The 15,763-nt window shown below is 54.2% G+C and carries 17 protein-coding genes; 4 read left to right on the top strand and 13 right to left on the bottom strand.

All coding sequences use genetic code 11. The features are described from left to right. Positions 1-88: 88 nt before the first annotated feature. Both ACLD72_RS20460 and ACLD72_RS20455 read right to left on the bottom strand, forming a co-directional pair. On the bottom strand, positions 89-1,285 hold the full coding sequence (locus ACLD72_RS20460; protein ID WP_458476124.1) for an endonuclease Q family protein: 1,197 nt from the start codon (positions 1,283-1,285) through the stop codon (positions 89-91). A 2-nt stretch (positions 1,286-1,287) separates the two neighbouring features. Continuing rightward, the gene (locus tag ACLD72_RS20455; RefSeq protein WP_251586572.1) at positions 1,288-1,845 is read right to left on the bottom strand and encodes an NUDIX hydrolase; all 558 of its coding nucleotides are present in this window, start codon (positions 1,843-1,845) and stop codon (positions 1,288-1,290) included. Between the two features lie 108 nt (positions 1,846-1,953). Between ACLD72_RS20455 and ACLD72_RS20450 the strand changes: the two genes are divergently transcribed. Further along, complete coding sequence (locus tag ACLD72_RS20450) at positions 1,954-2,088, top strand: Z-ring formation inhibitor MciZ (protein WP_213509659.1); 135 nt, start codon at positions 1,954-1,956, stop codon at positions 2,086-2,088. A gap of 78 nt (positions 2,089-2,166) precedes the next feature. Next, on the top strand, positions 2,167-2,697 hold the full coding sequence (locus ACLD72_RS20445; RefSeq protein ID WP_458476123.1) for a tetratricopeptide repeat protein: 531 nt from the start codon (positions 2,167-2,169) through the stop codon (positions 2,695-2,697). A gap of 56 nt (positions 2,698-2,753) precedes the next feature. Here ACLD72_RS20445 and ACLD72_RS20440 read toward each other — a convergent pair whose 3' ends face one another. Continuing rightward, on the bottom strand, positions 2,754-3,881 hold the full coding sequence (locus ACLD72_RS20440; RefSeq protein ID WP_213509661.1) for a M20/M25/M40 family metallo-hydrolase: 1,128 nt from the start codon (positions 3,879-3,881) through the stop codon (positions 2,754-2,756). A gap of 72 nt (positions 3,882-3,953) precedes the next feature. Between ACLD72_RS20440 and prli42 the strand changes: the two genes are divergently transcribed. Continuing rightward, positions 3,954-4,052, top strand: a complete 99-nt coding sequence (prli42, locus tag ACLD72_RS20435; protein WP_115311167.1) for a stressosome-associated protein Prli42 — start codon at positions 3,954-3,956, stop codon at positions 4,050-4,052. On the opposite strand, the gene lipB is transcribed toward prli42, so the two are convergent. The 5 genes from lipB to lpdA all read right to left on the bottom strand — a co-directional run bounded on the left by lipB (position 4,042) and on the right by lpdA (position 9,800). Beyond that, a complete protein-coding gene (gene lipB, locus ACLD72_RS20430; protein WP_410997810.1) occupies positions 4,042-4,740 on the bottom strand; it encodes a lipoyl(octanoyl) transferase LipB in 699 nt (232 codons plus the stop codon). The genes prli42 and lipB overlap by 11 nt on opposite strands. A gap of 29 nt (positions 4,741-4,769) precedes the next feature. After that, positions 4,770-6,200, bottom strand: a complete 1,431-nt coding sequence (locus ACLD72_RS20425) for a dihydrolipoamide acetyltransferase family protein (RefSeq protein WP_410997808.1) — start codon at positions 6,198-6,200, stop codon at positions 4,770-4,772. 16 nt (positions 6,201-6,216) lie between these two features. After that, positions 6,217-7,203 carry an alpha-ketoacid dehydrogenase subunit beta gene (locus ACLD72_RS20420; protein ID WP_128634235.1) on the bottom strand — a complete coding sequence of 329 codons (987 nt, stop codon included), beginning with the start codon at positions 7,201-7,203 and terminating at the stop codon, positions 6,217-6,219. Positions 7,204-7,206: 3 nt separating this feature from the next. Next, positions 7,207-8,229: a thiamine pyrophosphate-dependent dehydrogenase E1 component subunit alpha gene (locus tag ACLD72_RS20415; RefSeq protein WP_155619842.1), complete on the bottom strand. Its 1,023-nt coding sequence runs from the start codon at positions 8,227-8,229 to the stop codon at positions 7,207-7,209. Positions 8,230-8,378: 149 nt separating this feature from the next. Continuing rightward, positions 8,379-9,800: a dihydrolipoyl dehydrogenase gene (gene lpdA, locus ACLD72_RS20410; RefSeq protein WP_410997806.1), complete on the bottom strand. Its 1,422-nt coding sequence runs from the start codon at positions 9,798-9,800 to the stop codon at positions 8,379-8,381. 197 nt (positions 9,801-9,997) lie between these two features. Between lpdA and ACLD72_RS20405 the strand changes: the two genes are divergently transcribed. Next, positions 9,998-10,300 carry a DUF2627 domain-containing protein gene (locus ACLD72_RS20405; protein ID WP_251586590.1) on the top strand — a complete coding sequence of 101 codons (303 nt, stop codon included), beginning with the start codon at positions 9,998-10,000 and terminating at the stop codon, positions 10,298-10,300. Positions 10,301-10,349: 49 nt separating this feature from the next. On the opposite strand, the gene ACLD72_RS20400 is transcribed toward ACLD72_RS20405, so the two are convergent. The 5 genes from ACLD72_RS20400 to recN form a co-directional block, all read right to left on the bottom strand. After that, the gene (locus ACLD72_RS20400) at positions 10,350-10,562 is read right to left on the bottom strand and encodes a hypothetical protein (RefSeq protein WP_458476122.1); all 213 of its coding nucleotides are present in this window, start codon (positions 10,560-10,562) and stop codon (positions 10,350-10,352) included. A gap of 16 nt (positions 10,563-10,578) precedes the next feature. Beyond that, positions 10,579-10,887: an ArsR/SmtB family transcription factor gene (locus ACLD72_RS20395; RefSeq protein ID WP_128634239.1), complete on the bottom strand. Its 309-nt coding sequence runs from the start codon at positions 10,885-10,887 to the stop codon at positions 10,579-10,581. Between the two features lie 645 nt (positions 10,888-11,532). Further along, positions 11,533-12,339, bottom strand: coding sequence for a sporulation transcription factor Spo0A (gene spo0A / locus ACLD72_RS20390; protein WP_251586598.1), 807 nt, complete (start codon positions 12,337-12,339; stop codon positions 11,533-11,535). Positions 12,340-12,582: 243 nt separating this feature from the next. Beyond that, on the bottom strand, positions 12,583-13,914 hold the full coding sequence (gene spoIVB, locus ACLD72_RS20385) for a SpoIVB peptidase (protein ID WP_410997802.1): 1,332 nt from the start codon (positions 13,912-13,914) through the stop codon (positions 12,583-12,585). Positions 13,915-14,013: 99 nt separating this feature from the next. Beyond that, positions 14,014-15,753 carry a DNA repair protein RecN gene (gene recN / locus ACLD72_RS20380; RefSeq protein ID WP_410997800.1) on the bottom strand — a complete coding sequence of 580 codons (1,740 nt, stop codon included), beginning with the start codon at positions 15,751-15,753 and terminating at the stop codon, positions 14,014-14,016. Positions 15,754-15,763 lie beyond the last annotated feature (10 nt).

Below are 15,763 nucleotides of genomic sequence, written 5' to 3'. Positions count from 1 at the left end.
GAAAGCCCCCTCGCTTGTTCAAATACTTGTGTATCTTAAAATTATGAACAAGCTTCCTTCCTTATGCCTAACCAACGCCTTCCAGCGATCAGGATTTCTTCACTTTGCCGTAAATCCCCCCGCCGCCAGCGGCCAGCTCCAGCCTGCCGCTCCGCGCCTCAGCAATCCGGGCGGCCAACTCGGCCCCGGCGACCTCGGCGAGCTTCGCTTCCGGAACATGGTGCAGGATGTTCATCTCGGTGCCGAATGCGGCAAGCAGCAGCTCGAGCTTCGCCGGTCCAAGGCCCGGGATGAACTCCAGCGGCACCTGGTAGTGGTATAGCGGACGGTGTTTTGGCACGGCCGGGGCCTGACGGTCCGCGATCGAGCGAATCCGGTCGTAGACGCCCCGCACCAGCTTCGGACTGCCGCAATATGGGCAACGTTCCACCGCCGCTTCCGCTTCATCGATGATATAACTGCAGCTGCTGCAGTAAGTCCGGTGGTATTTGCCCAGCCGGGGATTCAGCCCGTAATTGCCGGCGACGCGCCGGCCGTCCTCGCGTTTCAGCGCTTTGGCGAATTCGCGGTAATTGGCCGCGCCAAGCAGCAGCTCGTTGTATTCCCGGCCGATTTTGCCGAGCGAATGGGCATCCGAATTGGTCAGGATCGTAAACGGGTCCAGTTCGCTGATCAACCCCGCCATTTCGCTGTCAGCGCTTAGGCCTAGCTCGACGGCGCTGATCAGCGATGTGTCAATCACGTCAGCCATGCGCGGCGCGCAGCTGCCGTAAATGCTGCGGTGCGGCGTGAAAATATGAGCCGGGATGACCATCCCCCCGCGCGCATACACCTCTTCCTGCAGCGTACGCGCCGGCGCGTATACGCGCTGCGAGCTTAAGGTGACGTTTTTCATCCTTTTTTCCAGCCAGCCGGTAAACCCGCGAATCGCGGCAAACGTCGGGAAAAACGCCAGCAGATGCGCCGGCCCCATCCCCGGCTCGCGAATCTCCAGCTCGCTGCCGAGCAGCAGCGTCGTCTCTTGATAAGCGATGCCTCCCTCGGCCAACTCGTGCATCTCCCCCCGCTCCAGACATTGGGCGATGTCCTCCTGCACGCCGGGGGAATGGCAGTCGATGATGCCGACCAGGCCGATCCCTTTGCGTAAGGCGGCCTCCTTTGCAATGTTCGCAAACGTCAAATCGCGGCTGCCGCTGATTTTGACGGGCTCCTCCCGCCCGGTCCGGCCGATATGAATGTGCAAATCGGCAAAAACGGAGTGCAGTTTTCCAGTTTCACGCCGCATTTCTAGCGAACCGCCGTTTCCCAAGTGAGCCGCAGCTGCCAGATATATACGGCCATAATCGTCTTGGCATCGGCGATCCGGCCATCGGCGATATGCTGCAGCACTTCCTCCAGCGTCGCCTCATGAACCTCGATAAATTCATCTTCATCCGGCTCCATCTCTCCGGCGCTTAATTCCTCGGCCCAATACAGATGGATGACTTCATCCGCGAAGCCAGGCGACGTGTAAAAAGAATGCAGATGCGTCAGCTTGCCGCAGGTGTAGCCCGTCTCCTCCTGAAGCTCCCTGGCAGCCGCCTCCAGCGGATCTTCCCCCTTCTCCAGCTTGCCCGCCGGAATTTCCAGCTCGCAGCGCCCCATCGCCTGACGGTATTGATCCACGAGCAGCAGCCGCCCTTCGTGGACCGCAAGCACCGCAACGGCCCCGGGGTGCTTCACGACCTCCCGTGTTGCCATTGTTCCGTCGGGAAGCTTGACCGTGTCGACCTGTAAAGAGATCATTTTCCCGGAAAATACCGGTTCGCTCGAAACCGTCGTTTCTTTTAATGAATCAGTTGCCATGTTTTACGTCCTCCTTTTATATAACGCGCGAATCTTTGCACATAACTTGTCCAGCCAAGGCATATGCTGTTATTATATCAAACCTGCTTGGGAAAGGAGCCTTTGCCAATGAAAAGCTGCTTTTCGCCAACCGCCGTTCGGGCCCAGGGCAAAGCCTGGCAAATCCGCATTTTGCTGAACCAGTGGCTGAAAGAAGCGGGACCTTCGGCAAAATTAACGGAGCTGATCGATACCCGATTGTGAATTATTCAGTTAGATCGTTTCAGGTTAATAGAAAGCGGGGGGTGAAATATGCGTAGTCCTATCGGACAACCTCAAAACATGGCCAAGTTGGTTCAAGTGATTCAAAACTCCGTGGTAAAAGGACGAATCCGGTTTGCCGTTAAATTAGCCGGACACAGCGATATCCATTTGCTTAGTGCACTGGTGCAGTCCTTGTACAAAGAAGGTTATACGGCGTTGGCCAAAGAGCGGATTGTCCTGATCGATCCCGAAACGCTAAGCAAGCCTGCTCCCCCTTTTTTGCAGCTTAGCTATATTTGGGCGGAAATGTGCTACGACGAAGGGCGTTATGCCGATGCCGCAGCAATCTTTGAGGCGATCGCCGAGCAGAGCGGGGATCTGGCCGCCGCCCGCTTCGGCGCGGCTTCCTGTTATTTGCAACAAGCGATTCAAAACCTGCAGCGCCGAATGGAAATCTACCATCCGCCCGAAGCGGAGAAAATCAAAATCCGCAAGTATTTGCAAGACTTCAACCAAGCCCTACATATTATTCAAACCTCGGGTTGGCATACCAAACCTGCGGAGCAAACAGGACATAAGCCGGCCCGAACGGCGACGCTGCAGCATTAACATAACGACAGCCCAGACGCCTTTTTGGCCCCTGGGCTGCCGTATTCCCGGACCGTTTACACAGTGCAGGATTGCCGGACGATTTCAAGCGCGAATTCCGCCGCTTTGACGATGTCGTCCTTTTTGATTTTTTCCTCGGTCGTATGGATGTTCTCATACCCGATCGCCAGGTTCACGGTCGGGATGCCGAACCCGTTCAGCACATTGGCATCGCTGCCGCCGCCGGAGACGAAGGTTTCGCCGGACAAATCCAGCGCTGCCGCGGCCTTCCGGGCGATCTGCAGCCCTTTCTCCTCAGCGGAAATATTGAACCCGCGGTACATGATTTCGCTGTGAAAATTGCCTTTGGCTCCGTAATCCCGGCAAACTGCTTCCACAGCCTCTTTCATTTCCTGCAGCTGCCGTTCCACCTTCGTTTGGGAAAGGCTGCGCGCCTCTCCGTACAATTTGACGTGTTCGGGAACGACATTGGTCGGGCCACCGCCTTCAAATTTTCCGATATTGGCTGTCGTTTCGTCATCGATGCGGCCAAGATTCATGCGGGCAATCGCCTTGCCGGCGACCTGAATCGCGCTGATTCCGTCTTCCGGATTAACCCCGGCATGCGCCGATTTGCCGAAAATTTCGATCTCGACCCGTGCCAGAGTCGGAGCACCGACGCAAATCGTCCCTACTTCGCCGTTCGTATCGAGGGCGAAGCCGAATTTGGCGTCCAAATGCTTGACGTCGAGCGCTCTTGCGCCTCTCAGGTTCGATTCCTCGCCGGCGGAGATGACGAACTGGATTTTTCCGTGGGGGATTTCCCGCTCGCGCAGCACCTGAATCACTTCCAGCAGCACGGCCAGGCCCGCCTTGTCATCCGCGCCCAAAATCGTCGTCCCGTCGCTGCGGATCCATCCATCATCGCCTACGACCGGTTTAACGCCCTTCCCCGGCTCTACCGTATCCATGTGGCAGGAGAACAGAAATGGCTCGGCGTGAACGCCTTCGCTGGCCGGCAGGGTTGCGATCAAATTGCCGGCGCCGTGGCCGGTCTCATTTTGGGATTCGTCCTCCACCACGTCCAAGCCGAGTTCGGCCAGTTTGTTTTTCAAATAATCCGCGATAAGGCGTTCATGCTTCGTTTCGCTGTCGATCTGCACCAGTTCCAAAAACTGTCCGATGACTCTGGTTGTGTTGATCATTGGACTTTCCTCGCTTTCTTCGTTACGATAGAATAAGTGAAAATATACGTTTATGTTGGAGGAGTTTTCGCTATGCAAAAAAAATGGATGAGAATCGTCGTATATTTGATGCTGTTTGCGATGCTGGCTTCCACGCTGCTCGCTTTTCTGGAGCCGCTATTTATTCGCTGACCGCAGGCATAAACGCCCCGGACCGCCCAAACACCTCGGAAAACAACGGAACGATGTCGCGCGCCGTCTCTTCAACGGTAAATTTCCGGCCCGTGACGTCTTCCAGCGAAGTCACCCCGTATTCCTGAATGCCGCAAGGAATGATGCCGCGGAAGCCATCCTCCTGGATGCCCGACTTCACGTTCAAAGCGAAGCCGTGGCTCGTAATGAACCCTCTTTTATGGCGGCATTTATTAAACTTCACACCGATGGCGCAAATTTTGACATCCCCGACCCAAACGCCGGTGTATTCCGGTTTTCTGCTGCCTTCCACCCCAAAACGGGCCAAATAATTGATAATCACCTGCTCCAGCTGGCGCAGATAACCGTGCAAATCGAGGCCCTGGCCGGCTTCCAGCCAGAGCAGCGGATAACCGACCAGTTGCCCAGGGCCATGGTATGTAATATCTCCGCCGCGGTCGATTTCAAACACGGAAATCCCCCGCTTCTTAAGCTCTTCCGGACCAAGCAGCAAATGCTCGGGATGGCGCTGGGAACCGATCGTATAAGTCGGCGGATGCTGAAGCAGCAGCAGGTGCTCCTGCTGCTGTTCTCCATCTATCGCTTTAACCAAGCGCTTCTGCAGTTCCCACGCTTCCCCGTACTCCATCATCGGATAATACATCACTTGCAAGGGAATGTTGTTCATCTGCTTTTCGCCTCTTTTTTAGTTTGGAATCAATATACCTGAGTATCCAAAGAGTAGCTTTCCATATTGTCCTTTACCCGCTGCATAAAGCGGCCGCAAATGACGCCATCCAGAATGCGGTGGTCAAGGGACAGGCAAAGATTGGCCATGGAACGCACGGCGATCATGTCGTTGATCACGACCGGCCGCTTTACGATCGACTCGAACGTTAAAATAGCGGCTTGCGGATAATTGATGATCGGCTGCGTCAAAATAGAACCGAAGGACCCCGTGTTGTTCACGGTAAACGTTCCGCCCTGCATATCGTCAAGCTTCAGCTTGCCGGAGCGGACTTTCGACGCCAGCTCTTCGATTTCACGGGCAAGGCCGGCGATGTTTTTCTGGTCGGCTTTTTTGATCACAGGCGTCATCACGGAATCTTCGGTGCCAACGGCAAGCGAGAGATTGATGTCCCGTTTAACGATGATTTTGTCCACCGCCCAGACCGAGTTCATGATCGGATAGTCCTTGATCGCGCCGACGACGGCTTTAAGCAAAAAGGCCAAATACGTTAGGTTGACGCCTTCCTTTTTCTTAAACTCATCTTTCAGCTTATTGCGGAGCTGCACGAGGTTCGTCACGTCCACCTCGATCATCATCCAGCCGTGCGGAATTTCCGACACGCTTTGGCGCATCCGCGTCGCGATCGTGTTGCGGATCGGGGTTACGTCGATGAAATATTCGGACCGGTCGCCATCTTCCACCTCGATCGTTGGAATGCGCGGCGTTTCCGTCAAATGCAGGCCGGAATTGCGCACCGGCTCGGAAACGGCGTCGTTCAGCCCGGCCGGGATCGTACTGGCCGGAGCGGCGTACGCTGTCGTCTGCACCGGTGCCGCAGGTGCTGCGGCCGGCTGAACCGGCTGCTGCTGCGATGCCTGCGCCGGCTGGCTGGCCGCTGCTCCCGCAGGTGCTGGAGCTGCCGAAATGGCCCCGCCGCGCTCGATATAGGCCAGCACGTCCTTGCGGGTCACGCGCCCGCCCAGCCCGGTGCCGGCGATTTGGCGCAGATCCAGGCCGTGTTCGGCAGCCAGCGTCTGCACCGCCGGCGAGTAACGGCTGCGCTGCGAGCCGTCGCCGGCTATAGGAAGCGGCGCAGGGGTCTGCGCGGAAGCGGCCCCGGCCGATACCTGGGAGGTTTCGCTTGCCGGGGAGGCGGCGGACTCCGCAGCCATCTCAATCCGGCAGATGACCGCTCCCACCTGGATTTCCTGGCCTTCCTCGGCCAGGATTTCGCCCATAATCCCGTCCACCGTTGACGGAATTTCAGCGTTGACTTTATCCGTGATCACTTCACAAATCGGTTCGTACTGCTCGACCGGATCCCCCGGCTTTTTCAGCCATTTTCCAATGGTCGCCGAAACGAGCGATTCCGCAAGCTGTGGCAACGCGACGTCGGTTAACGTTTTTTGGTTTGACATCGAATCCTCACTCCCGTTAATAAAGCGCCAATTGAAGCATCGCTTCTTTGACTTTATCCTTGCTTAGCATAAAAAACTTTTCCATCGGCGGGCTGATTGGCATCGCCGGCACGTCCGGCCCGCACAACCTTGCAATCGGCGCATCCAGCTCAAACAGGCACTCCTCGGAAACGATTGCTGCCACCTCGGCGCCGACGCCGCCGGTTTTGTTGTCCTCGTGCACGATCAGCACCTTGCCGGTCTTGCGGGCCGCCGCAATGATCGCCTCGCGGTCCAGCGGCTGCAGCGTGCGCAAATCCAAAATATGCGCGCTGATCCCCTGCTCCGCCTCCAGCTCCGCGGCGGCCTGCATCGCGAAATGCAGCGGCAGACTGTAGCCGATCACGGTAATGTCCGTGCCTTCGCGCAGCACCTTTGCCTTTCCGATCGGCACGATGTAATCGTCCTCGGGAACATCCTCTTTAATCAGCTTGTAGCACTTCTTGTTTTCAAAGAATAGAACGGGGTCGGGGTCGCGAACGGCCGCTTTCAGCAAGCCCTTCGCATCGTAAGCCGAATAAGGGGCGACGATTTTCAAGCCCGGCGTACCGAAAAAGATCGATTCCGGGCACTGGGAATGGTACAGTCCGCCAAAAATGCCGCCGCCGATCGGTGCGCGCACCACTACCGGACAATTCCAGTCGTTGTTGGAGCGGTAGCGGATTTTTGCCGCTTCGCTGATGATCTGGTTGGTGGCCGGCAGCATAAAATCCGAATATTGCATTTCGGCAATCGGCTTCATACCGTACATGGCCGCGCCGATCGCCACTCCGGCAATCGCCGATTCCGCCAGCGGCGTATCCATGACGCGCATTTCTCCGAACTGTTCCTGCAGCCCTTTAGTCGTCGTAAACACACCGCCCTTGACGCCGACGTCTTCCCCTAACACAAACACGCTTTCGTCGCGCTCCATTTCCTCTTTCATCGCCAGACGAATCGCGTCGATATATTCCATCACCGGCATAACTTACACCTCTCCTTCGCTGGCGTACACGTGCAGCAGCGTATCCTCCGGGTTCGGGTACGGCGCGCCTTCCGCCGCCTCCAACGCGTCCTTCAACTGCTGCTGGATCTCCTTAAGCATCGCTTCGTCCCGTTCCTCGCTCCACAAGCCGTGTTCGATCAGATAGGATTTCATTTTCGGGATGCCGTCCTTTTTCCAGTTCTCATCAACTTCATCTTTCGTCCGGTATGCCAGATCGTTATCTGAAGTGGAGTGCGGGGACAGGCGGTACATCATCGCTTCGATCAAGGTCGGACCCTCCCCGCGCACGGCCCGTTCCCTGGCCTCCTTCACGACGCGGTAAACCTCAAGCGCATCGTTGCCGTCAACCCGGATTCCCGGAAAGCCGTAGCCCTGAGCCCGGTCGACCACCCGGCCGCCAAGCTGCTTCTTGATCGGCACGGATATGGCGTATTGGTTGTTTTCGCACAGGAAGATGACCGGCAGCTTCTGAACGCCGGCAAAGTTCAGGCCTTCATGGAAGTCGCCCTGGTTGCTGGAGCCTTCCCCAAACGTCACATACGAGACAATATCCTTTTTTTGCATTTTGGCGGCCAAAGCAAAGCCAACGGCATGCGGAACCTGCGTTGTTACCGGGCTTGAACCCGTCACGATGCGCAGCCGCTTGCTGCCGAAGTGGCCCGGCATTTGCCGGCCGCCACTGTTCGGGTCGCCCGCTTTGGCGAACGCCGACAGCATCAGCTCCTGCAGCGTCATGCCTACCGCCATCACAAAACCGTAGTCGCGGTAATAGGGCAAAAAGTAATCGCGCTCCCGGTCTAGCGCAAACGCCGCAGCGATCTGCGCCGTCTCCTGCCCGATGCCGGAGACATGAAAATTGATTTTTCCCGCCCGCTGCAGCAGCAGACAGCGCTCATCGAATTTGCGCGCGAGCACCATGTATTTGTACATCTCGACAACTTCTTCGTCCGACATTCCGAGTTGCTCATGTTTCGGTTTGGTTTGCACTGAACTTTTGGCGTTCATGGGAGTTACCTCCTTCGTTTAACTTACATTGGGTTGAAAGGCCAGGTTAGCACCTTGTTACATCTAATCTTAAAACCTGGTACTAAGACTTGGAATAACCTTATTATAAACGCTTTTCCGCCAAAAAGAAAACTTTATCCGCGAAATGTTTATAAAGAAAGCGAGTTTCCTTCGACAGCCAGGGCCGCTTCCCCGATAATTTCCGAGAGCGTCGGATGGGCAAACACCGCTTGTCCGATCTCCCACGGCGTGGCGTCAAGCAGCTGCGCAAGCGCGGCCTGGCTGATCAGCTCCGTGACATGCGGGCCGATCATATGGACGCCCAAAATATCATTCGTGCGGGCATCGGCGACCATTTTGACGAACCCTCCGCTTTCCCCGTGCACCAGCGCTTTCCCGATCGCCGAAAACGGAACTCTGCCCTCCTTTACTTCAAATCCTTTGGCTTTGGCCTCTTTAGCGGTAAGCCCCACCGATGCGACCTCAGGCCGGGTATAAACGCAGCGCGCCACCTGGGAAGCGTGATAAGCATACGAGCTCTCTCCGGCCAAATGGTGCACGGCCGTCAACCCTTCATGGCTGGCGGCGTGGGCCAACTGCAAACCGCCGATGCAGTCGCCGATCGCGTAAATATGCGGCTCCGTCGTCTGCATATATTCATTTACCCGGATGAACCCCCGTTCCAAACCGATATCGGTATTTTCCAGGCCGATGTTCTCCACGTTCGCTTGCCGGCCGATCGAAAGCAATAGCTTGTCCGCCTGCAGCCGCAGCGGCTTCTCTCCCTGCAGTGCCGTTATATGTACCTGCTCCTCCTGAATCTCGCAGGATTCGGGGTCCACCTTCACCCCAGTCAGCACTTTTACGCCGCGTTTCTCCAACTGCTTGCGCAGTTCGCGGGCCACATCCTCGTCCTCCGCCGGGAGCAGCTGGTCCGCCGCTTCCACGATCGTGACTTCCACCCCGAAATCGCTCAGCAAGGAAGCCCATTCCACGCCGATCACCCCGCCGCCGACGATGATCATCGAATCCGGAAGCTCCTCCAGTACGAGCGCCTCATCGCTGCTCAGCACATGTTTCCCGTCGGGAACCAAGCCGGGCAGTGTCCGCGGCCGCGAACCGGTAGCGATGATCAGATTAGCCGGGACGACCGTCTCCATTTCGCCATCCGCAAGCTCCACGGCAACCGCTCCGCTTTTCGGGGAAAAGATCGAAGGGCCGGTGACCCTGCCCTTGCCTTGAATCACCTTGATGTTGTGCTTACGCATCAAATATTGAACGCCTTTATGCAGTTGCCCGACGATTTGCTGTTTTCGCTCCTGCACTTTGGGGAACACCAAAGTCAGCCCGCTCGTCTCAATGCCAAAAGCGGTGCTTTCCTTCATTTGCGCATACAGCTCCGCGCTGCGCAGCAGCGCCTTGCTCGGAATGCAGCCGCGGTGCAAGCAGGTTCCGCCCAGCTTGTCCTGTTCGATGATTACGACTTCTTTGCCGAGTTGGGCGGCGCGAATCGCGGCGATATAACCGCCCGTGCCTCCTCCTAAAACCGCCACATCACATTGGATTGCCATGATCAAATCTCCACCATTCTTTTTAAAATCGCTATATATAAGTCCCATGCGTCTACGCCACAAATCCAATTCCTATTTTACCTTGTTTTGCCCTTAATACAAATCCGGCCTAAACCGGTCTAAAATGGACAGAACATGCCGAACAAGGTATGATGAAGAGGAACGCCATTTCTGCTCGGAAAGGACGACCCTGCTCCATGAAGCTGATGATTTCCCGGTTCATCGCCATTCTTATGCTGGTTATACCAGGCATCGCCGCCATGACCGGGTTCCTTAAAATAAAGGATGCCCTATTTGATTATATGTCCAAACACGGCGACGATTCGCTATCCAAAGTCACGTTCGATTGGCTTCAATTCGGGCTTGGATTGCTGCTGTTTGCCGCGGGTGTTGGCTTTTTGGGCGGCTGGATTTTTTTCCGTGACCGCAAACGCAATTACGTTGGACCGAGATTCCGCAAAAAAGAACCCGCGCAAGCCGAGCAAAATCAACATGAATAAAAGCTGTCCCCGGCGAAACTGCTCTTTCGAAACGGGACAGCTTTTTGGTTTATTCGTATAACGCTTCCTTCAGTTTGCTCGACATCCGCGCCCCGTTTCGGGAAGCGCGCAGCAGTGCCTTGCGCAGCCGGACATTCTCCGCCGCCAGCTTTTCCGCTTGGGCAATCAATTCGCGTATGAGCTGTCTGTCCGCTTCGCTTAGTTCTGGACGCTCCGCCAATCCCCGGTAGGATTCCAAATTCAACTCCAGATCGTTATCCATCATAACCCGCCCTTTCCTAATCGCATTTTGCGTGCTGGATCGCCTGGGTAAGCAGCGAGATGACATGCTCGTCATCACAGCTATAGTACAGCGTGTTTGCTTCCCGGCGGTATTTCACCAGACGCAAATTCCTCAGTGTGCTAAGCTGATGGGATACCGCCGATTGGGACAGGTTCAGCACCTCCGACATATGCGTCACCGAGCATTCCTCTTCGGAGAGCAAATACAAAATTTTAATTCGGGTAGGATCCGACAGAGCTTTAAAAATCGTCGAAACTTTTTCGATTGTATCCGGACTCAAAAACGAATGCACATCTTTTTCCATCAAATCTGCCTCCAGCAATCATTGTACATGAGCATATGTTCATTGGCAGAATATATCTGCGCGCCCATCTTGTCAACCCGCTGCAATTATGGACCCCAATATTAAAGCTGATTGGCATCACCTTTTCCGTGTATAATTTCAGTTGGACAGAGGACAAGAAAAACGCCTAACGGCGTCCTTTAATGGCCCTGACTTCTACTTTGCACGCTGCTCTAACGGACACCAGCGACCTTATCCGCCCATTTCCCGGGTATTTCCCAGGCTAACGGACACATGCGGCCCTATTTCGCTCTAAACCCGTTCACCCAGGCCGATTTGAGATAAATAAGTACATCTGTGTCCGTTACATTCTGCTAACCTTCGTTTTTTCACAAATAACGGCTCTGGTGTCCCTTAGCCCCCCAGGCTCCTCTTCTCCTCCCCTCTCCACCTGCGCATCGCCCTCTACCATACCCGAAATTCTATAATGTAAAAAAAACACCGCTCCTTTACCGGTTTCCGAAGAAACCAATAAATAAGCGGTATTTTGGCTTACTACTATCGGTATAAAAACGGCATTTTCGAATATTCGTCGCCAAAATTGAACTGGCTGGATGCCGTTTCCAAAATCCGAAATCCATTGCCGTACCTCTACTCCTTACCCTTTCACGACACTTTGTGCTCAATTCTCAGCTTGTCTGCGACCATGGCGATAAACTCGCTGTTGGTTGGTTTGGATTTGGAAATGTTAATCGTGTAGCCGAACAGATGGCTGATGGAATCGATGTTGCCCCGCGTCCAGGCGACTTCAATCGCATGCCGGATAGCGCGTTCCACACGGGAAGGCGTGGTTTTGAATTTCTCCGCGATCGCGGGATACAGCGTTTTCGTGATAGCGCCCAAAATTTCGATGTTGTTGTAGACCATCGTGATGGCTTCGCGCAAATACTGATAACCTTTAATATGCGCTGGAACTCCGATTTCATGAATGATCGAAGTAATATTCGCGTCCAGGTTTTTGCCTTTGCCAAGCGGAACCACATTCGATTTCACAAAAGCTGCCGCAGGGACTCCGCTTGATGTCATATGCTGTATGCCAACGAGCTGACGAATTCGATTGGCGAGTACCTCCATGTCAAACGGCTTCAAAATGTAGTAAGAAGCGCCGAGCTGGACGGCACGCTGCGTGATGTTCTCTTGCCCGAAGGCGGTCAGCATGATGATTTTAGGCTGCGGATTCAGATTCAAATCACGGATACGTTCCAACACACCCAGACCATCCAGGTGCGGCATGATGATATCCAGGATCAGAACGTCCGGTACTTTCGCCGCGTTTTCGATCATCTCCAGCACTTCTTCTCCGTTATAGGCGATTCCTGAGACGATCATATCGTCCTGCTCCGAAATATATTCCGCAAGCAAATTCGTAAATTCTCGGTTATCATCCGCCAACAACACTTCGATTTTTTGCACTTTCCAACTTCCTCCTTCAGGTAAATGGATAGGTTTTATTGTTGTTCTCTTCTTCCCAGAATAAGGATTCGACACGCAAAAGTAAATTCCTTCTGTCGAAAATTATTTTTCTTTATTTTTTTGCGGTGTTAAGATATAATTAATTATTTATTTACACAAAGCGATGTTGTTCGTATGTTTTCGACAAACCTATACACCGTTCTGCTTGCCGTATGTCGAAGAACAGAAAAAAATCTTAAGGCTTTAGCTCGCCTTAAGATTTTGGAAAGTGTTCTGTTGACGTTGCAATATTCCCGCATCCTGCAGCATCCATTCAATAAAACAGCCGTAGCCGGATTTCGGATCGTTCACAAACACATGGGTCACGGCGCCGATCAGCTTTCCGTTTTGCATAATCGGGCTCCCGCTCATGCCTTGTACGATCCCGCCGGTTTTTGCCACCAGCCGCGGATCCGTGATCCTCAGGACCAGTCCTTTCGTTTCCGGCATGCTTTGTTTGGAAACATGCACAATCTCGACTTTAAAACGTTCGACCCGCTGTCCTTCCACAACCGTTAAAATTTCCGCAGGGCCTTCTTTGACCTCCTCCGCAAACGCTACGGGCACCGGTTTCTGGTAAACGCTGTGCTCCGGATTTTGCGACATCTTTCCGAAAATTCCAAAATGCGTATTTCGTTCGATATTGCCGAGCATTTTGCCTTCCTTCAAAAAATGGGCACGTTTCTCGCCGGGCTCCCCGTTTTCGCTTTTGGAAATCGAGGTAACACTGGACTGCAGAATTTGACCGCTGCCCACGACAATCGGCGTTTGGGTATTCATATCGGTAATAATATGGCCTAACGCCCCGTAAACACCTTGTTCAGGAGCATAAAACGTCAAAGTGCCTACCCCTGCCGCCGAATCGCGTATATACAGCCCCAGCCGCCATGCGCGATCCTGCTTATCAAAAGCCGGAGTTAAAGAAGTCGTGTATTCCTTGCTGTCCCGTTTGTAGGTCACCTGCATCGGTCGTTTGCTTTTACCCGCCTCTTCGGCGATTTCGGCCACATCTCGAACATCCTTCAACTTAATGCCGTTGATGTGGGTGATCAAATCCCCGGCTTGAATTCCCGCCACTTCACCGGGTGACAGCTTGTCCGTCTCTGTGATCACCTGATGGTGGCCAACCACCAAAATTCCGGCGGATTTCACCTTTACCCCAATCGTTTGGCCGCCGGGAATTACTTTCAAATCAGGAATTACGTTGACCTTTACGGTCTTAAGAGGAATTTGACCGAATAATTTCATGCGGAGCTTGGCCTCTCCGCTCTGAAGCGACGACAGCTTGAGCGGATGTCCCAAAGACACTTTCATGGAGGGGTTAGGCTGTCCGTTTAGTTGGATGACATCTGGCCGATCCACACTTACTTCGGCCTGAACGGGCAATGCTAACGAAATTTGTGTGCCTTGACCTTGGAACAAGCGCAGCTCGTCCGGCAGAACAGGCGCCTCCCCCTTCGCTGCCGACGTACCGATGAAACAAAAGAAGAAAGCAAGTAAAAGACCGAGCATTCTTTTCCTGAGGTTCGGGTTCAATGGCTGTCACGCTCCCTTAGCTTCTTTCGCTTGACGAAAAGGTGGTCGCCAATTGCGTACCTTTAAGATACCCCGGGTCAGGTCTTTTATTACTGTCAATCATTGTGCCGTACTTAATAAACCATCCTTCTGCGCCTGTGCCAGTTTCAGCATTTCATGGGCATGGTGCCGTGTTTTTTTCGTGATTTCCACGCCGCCCAGCATGCGGGCAAGCTCGTTTACGCGTCCTGCTTTGTCCAATGGGTTCACGCTGGTCATCGTGCGGCCATCGTTCACGACTTTTTCGATCATATACTGACGGTCTGCCATACAAGCCACCTGAGGAAGATGCGTAATGGCAAAAACCTGGCATGCGCCGGACAATCGCGACAGCTTGTTGGCAATCGATTGGGCGGCGCGCCCGCTGACCCCTGTGTCCACTTCGTCAAAAATCAAAACAGGCACTTGATCATGGCGGGCAAAAATGCTCTTCAGCGCCAGCATCATCCGCGACAATTCCCCGCCGGAAGCGATTTTGCTCAGCGGTCTGAGCGGTTCCCCCGGGTTGGGGGAAATAAGGAATTCCGCGCTGTCGATTCCTTGCTTGCCGGGCCTTACCTTTTGGCCTTGCCAATCCAGGCCCTGCGGGTCTTCATTCCAGGTTAGTTTAACCTGCAAGCTGGTCCGCTCCATTTGCAAATCCTTCAATTCGTTTTCGATCTGCCCCGCAAGCTCCGCGGCGATTTGCTGCCGGACGGCGCTTAATTCCGCAGCCTCCGCCAACAGCATGGACGTCATTTCCGAACGTTTGGCCTGAAGTTGCTCCAGCAGTTCATCCTTATTTTCCAGCGTGTCGGCTTCCTTGCGGATTTTTTCGAAATAATCCAATATCCCCTGAACATCGTCTCCATATTTGCGCCGCAGGGTGGAAATCAAATCAAGCCGGTCTTCCACTTCCTCCAGCCGTTCGGGGTTAAATTCGATGCGCTCCCGGTACCCCCGCAAACCGTATGCGGCGTCCTCCAATTGGTAATAAGCGGACTGCAGCTGTTCAACCAGCGGAGCAATCCCTTTGCTGTCATAACCTGCGACCTCGTTTAGACGGGCGATCGCCTTGGCAATGGCATCGAGGCCTTGCGGCCCGTACAGCAGCTCATAAGCCCGGGACACCGAGTCCATCATCTTCTCGCTATGGGATAGCTTGACCTTTTCCTCGTTCAACCATTCATCTTCCCCCGGCTTCAGAGCGGCCGCAGCGATTTCGTTGATCTGGAACCGGTACAGATCCAGCATTTGCAGCGCCTGCTGGCTCGTATTGCGAAGATCGCTGTATTCTTTATCGATACGGACAAATTCGGCATAAGTCTGCTGATATTTCGTTTTGATCGGCTCGATTACATCGGCGCCGTAGGCGTCCAGCAACTCCAAGTGGCGTTCCGGGCGAAGCAGTGTCTGGTGTTCGTGCTGCCCATGCAAATTGATTAATTCGTCGCCGACTTCGCGCAGCATCGACAGATTGACGAGCTGTCCGTTGATTCTTGCCGAGCTTTTTCCTTGCATGCTGATTTCCCGGCGGATAATCAGCAGTTCTTCCGAATCGCCGCCGATGCCCAGCCGGTTTAACGTAGTCCAAACCGGGTGATGTTCCGGCAAATCAAAGGAAGCTTCCATTTCGGCTTTATCGCAGCCGTAACGAATCAAGTCGGCCGAGCCGCGGCCTCCGGCGATCAGTCCAAGCGCATCGATAATGATCGATTTGCCGGCGCCCGTTTCGCCCGTCAGCACATGAAAACCGGAACCAAACGAAATATCCACCGCTTCAACAACAGCCAAATTGCGAATCGATAAATGAACTAACACGTGAAGGCCA

The organism is Paenibacillus lacisediminis (assembly GCF_046567315.2).
This window is presented reverse-complemented; position numbering and strand designations above follow the sequence as displayed.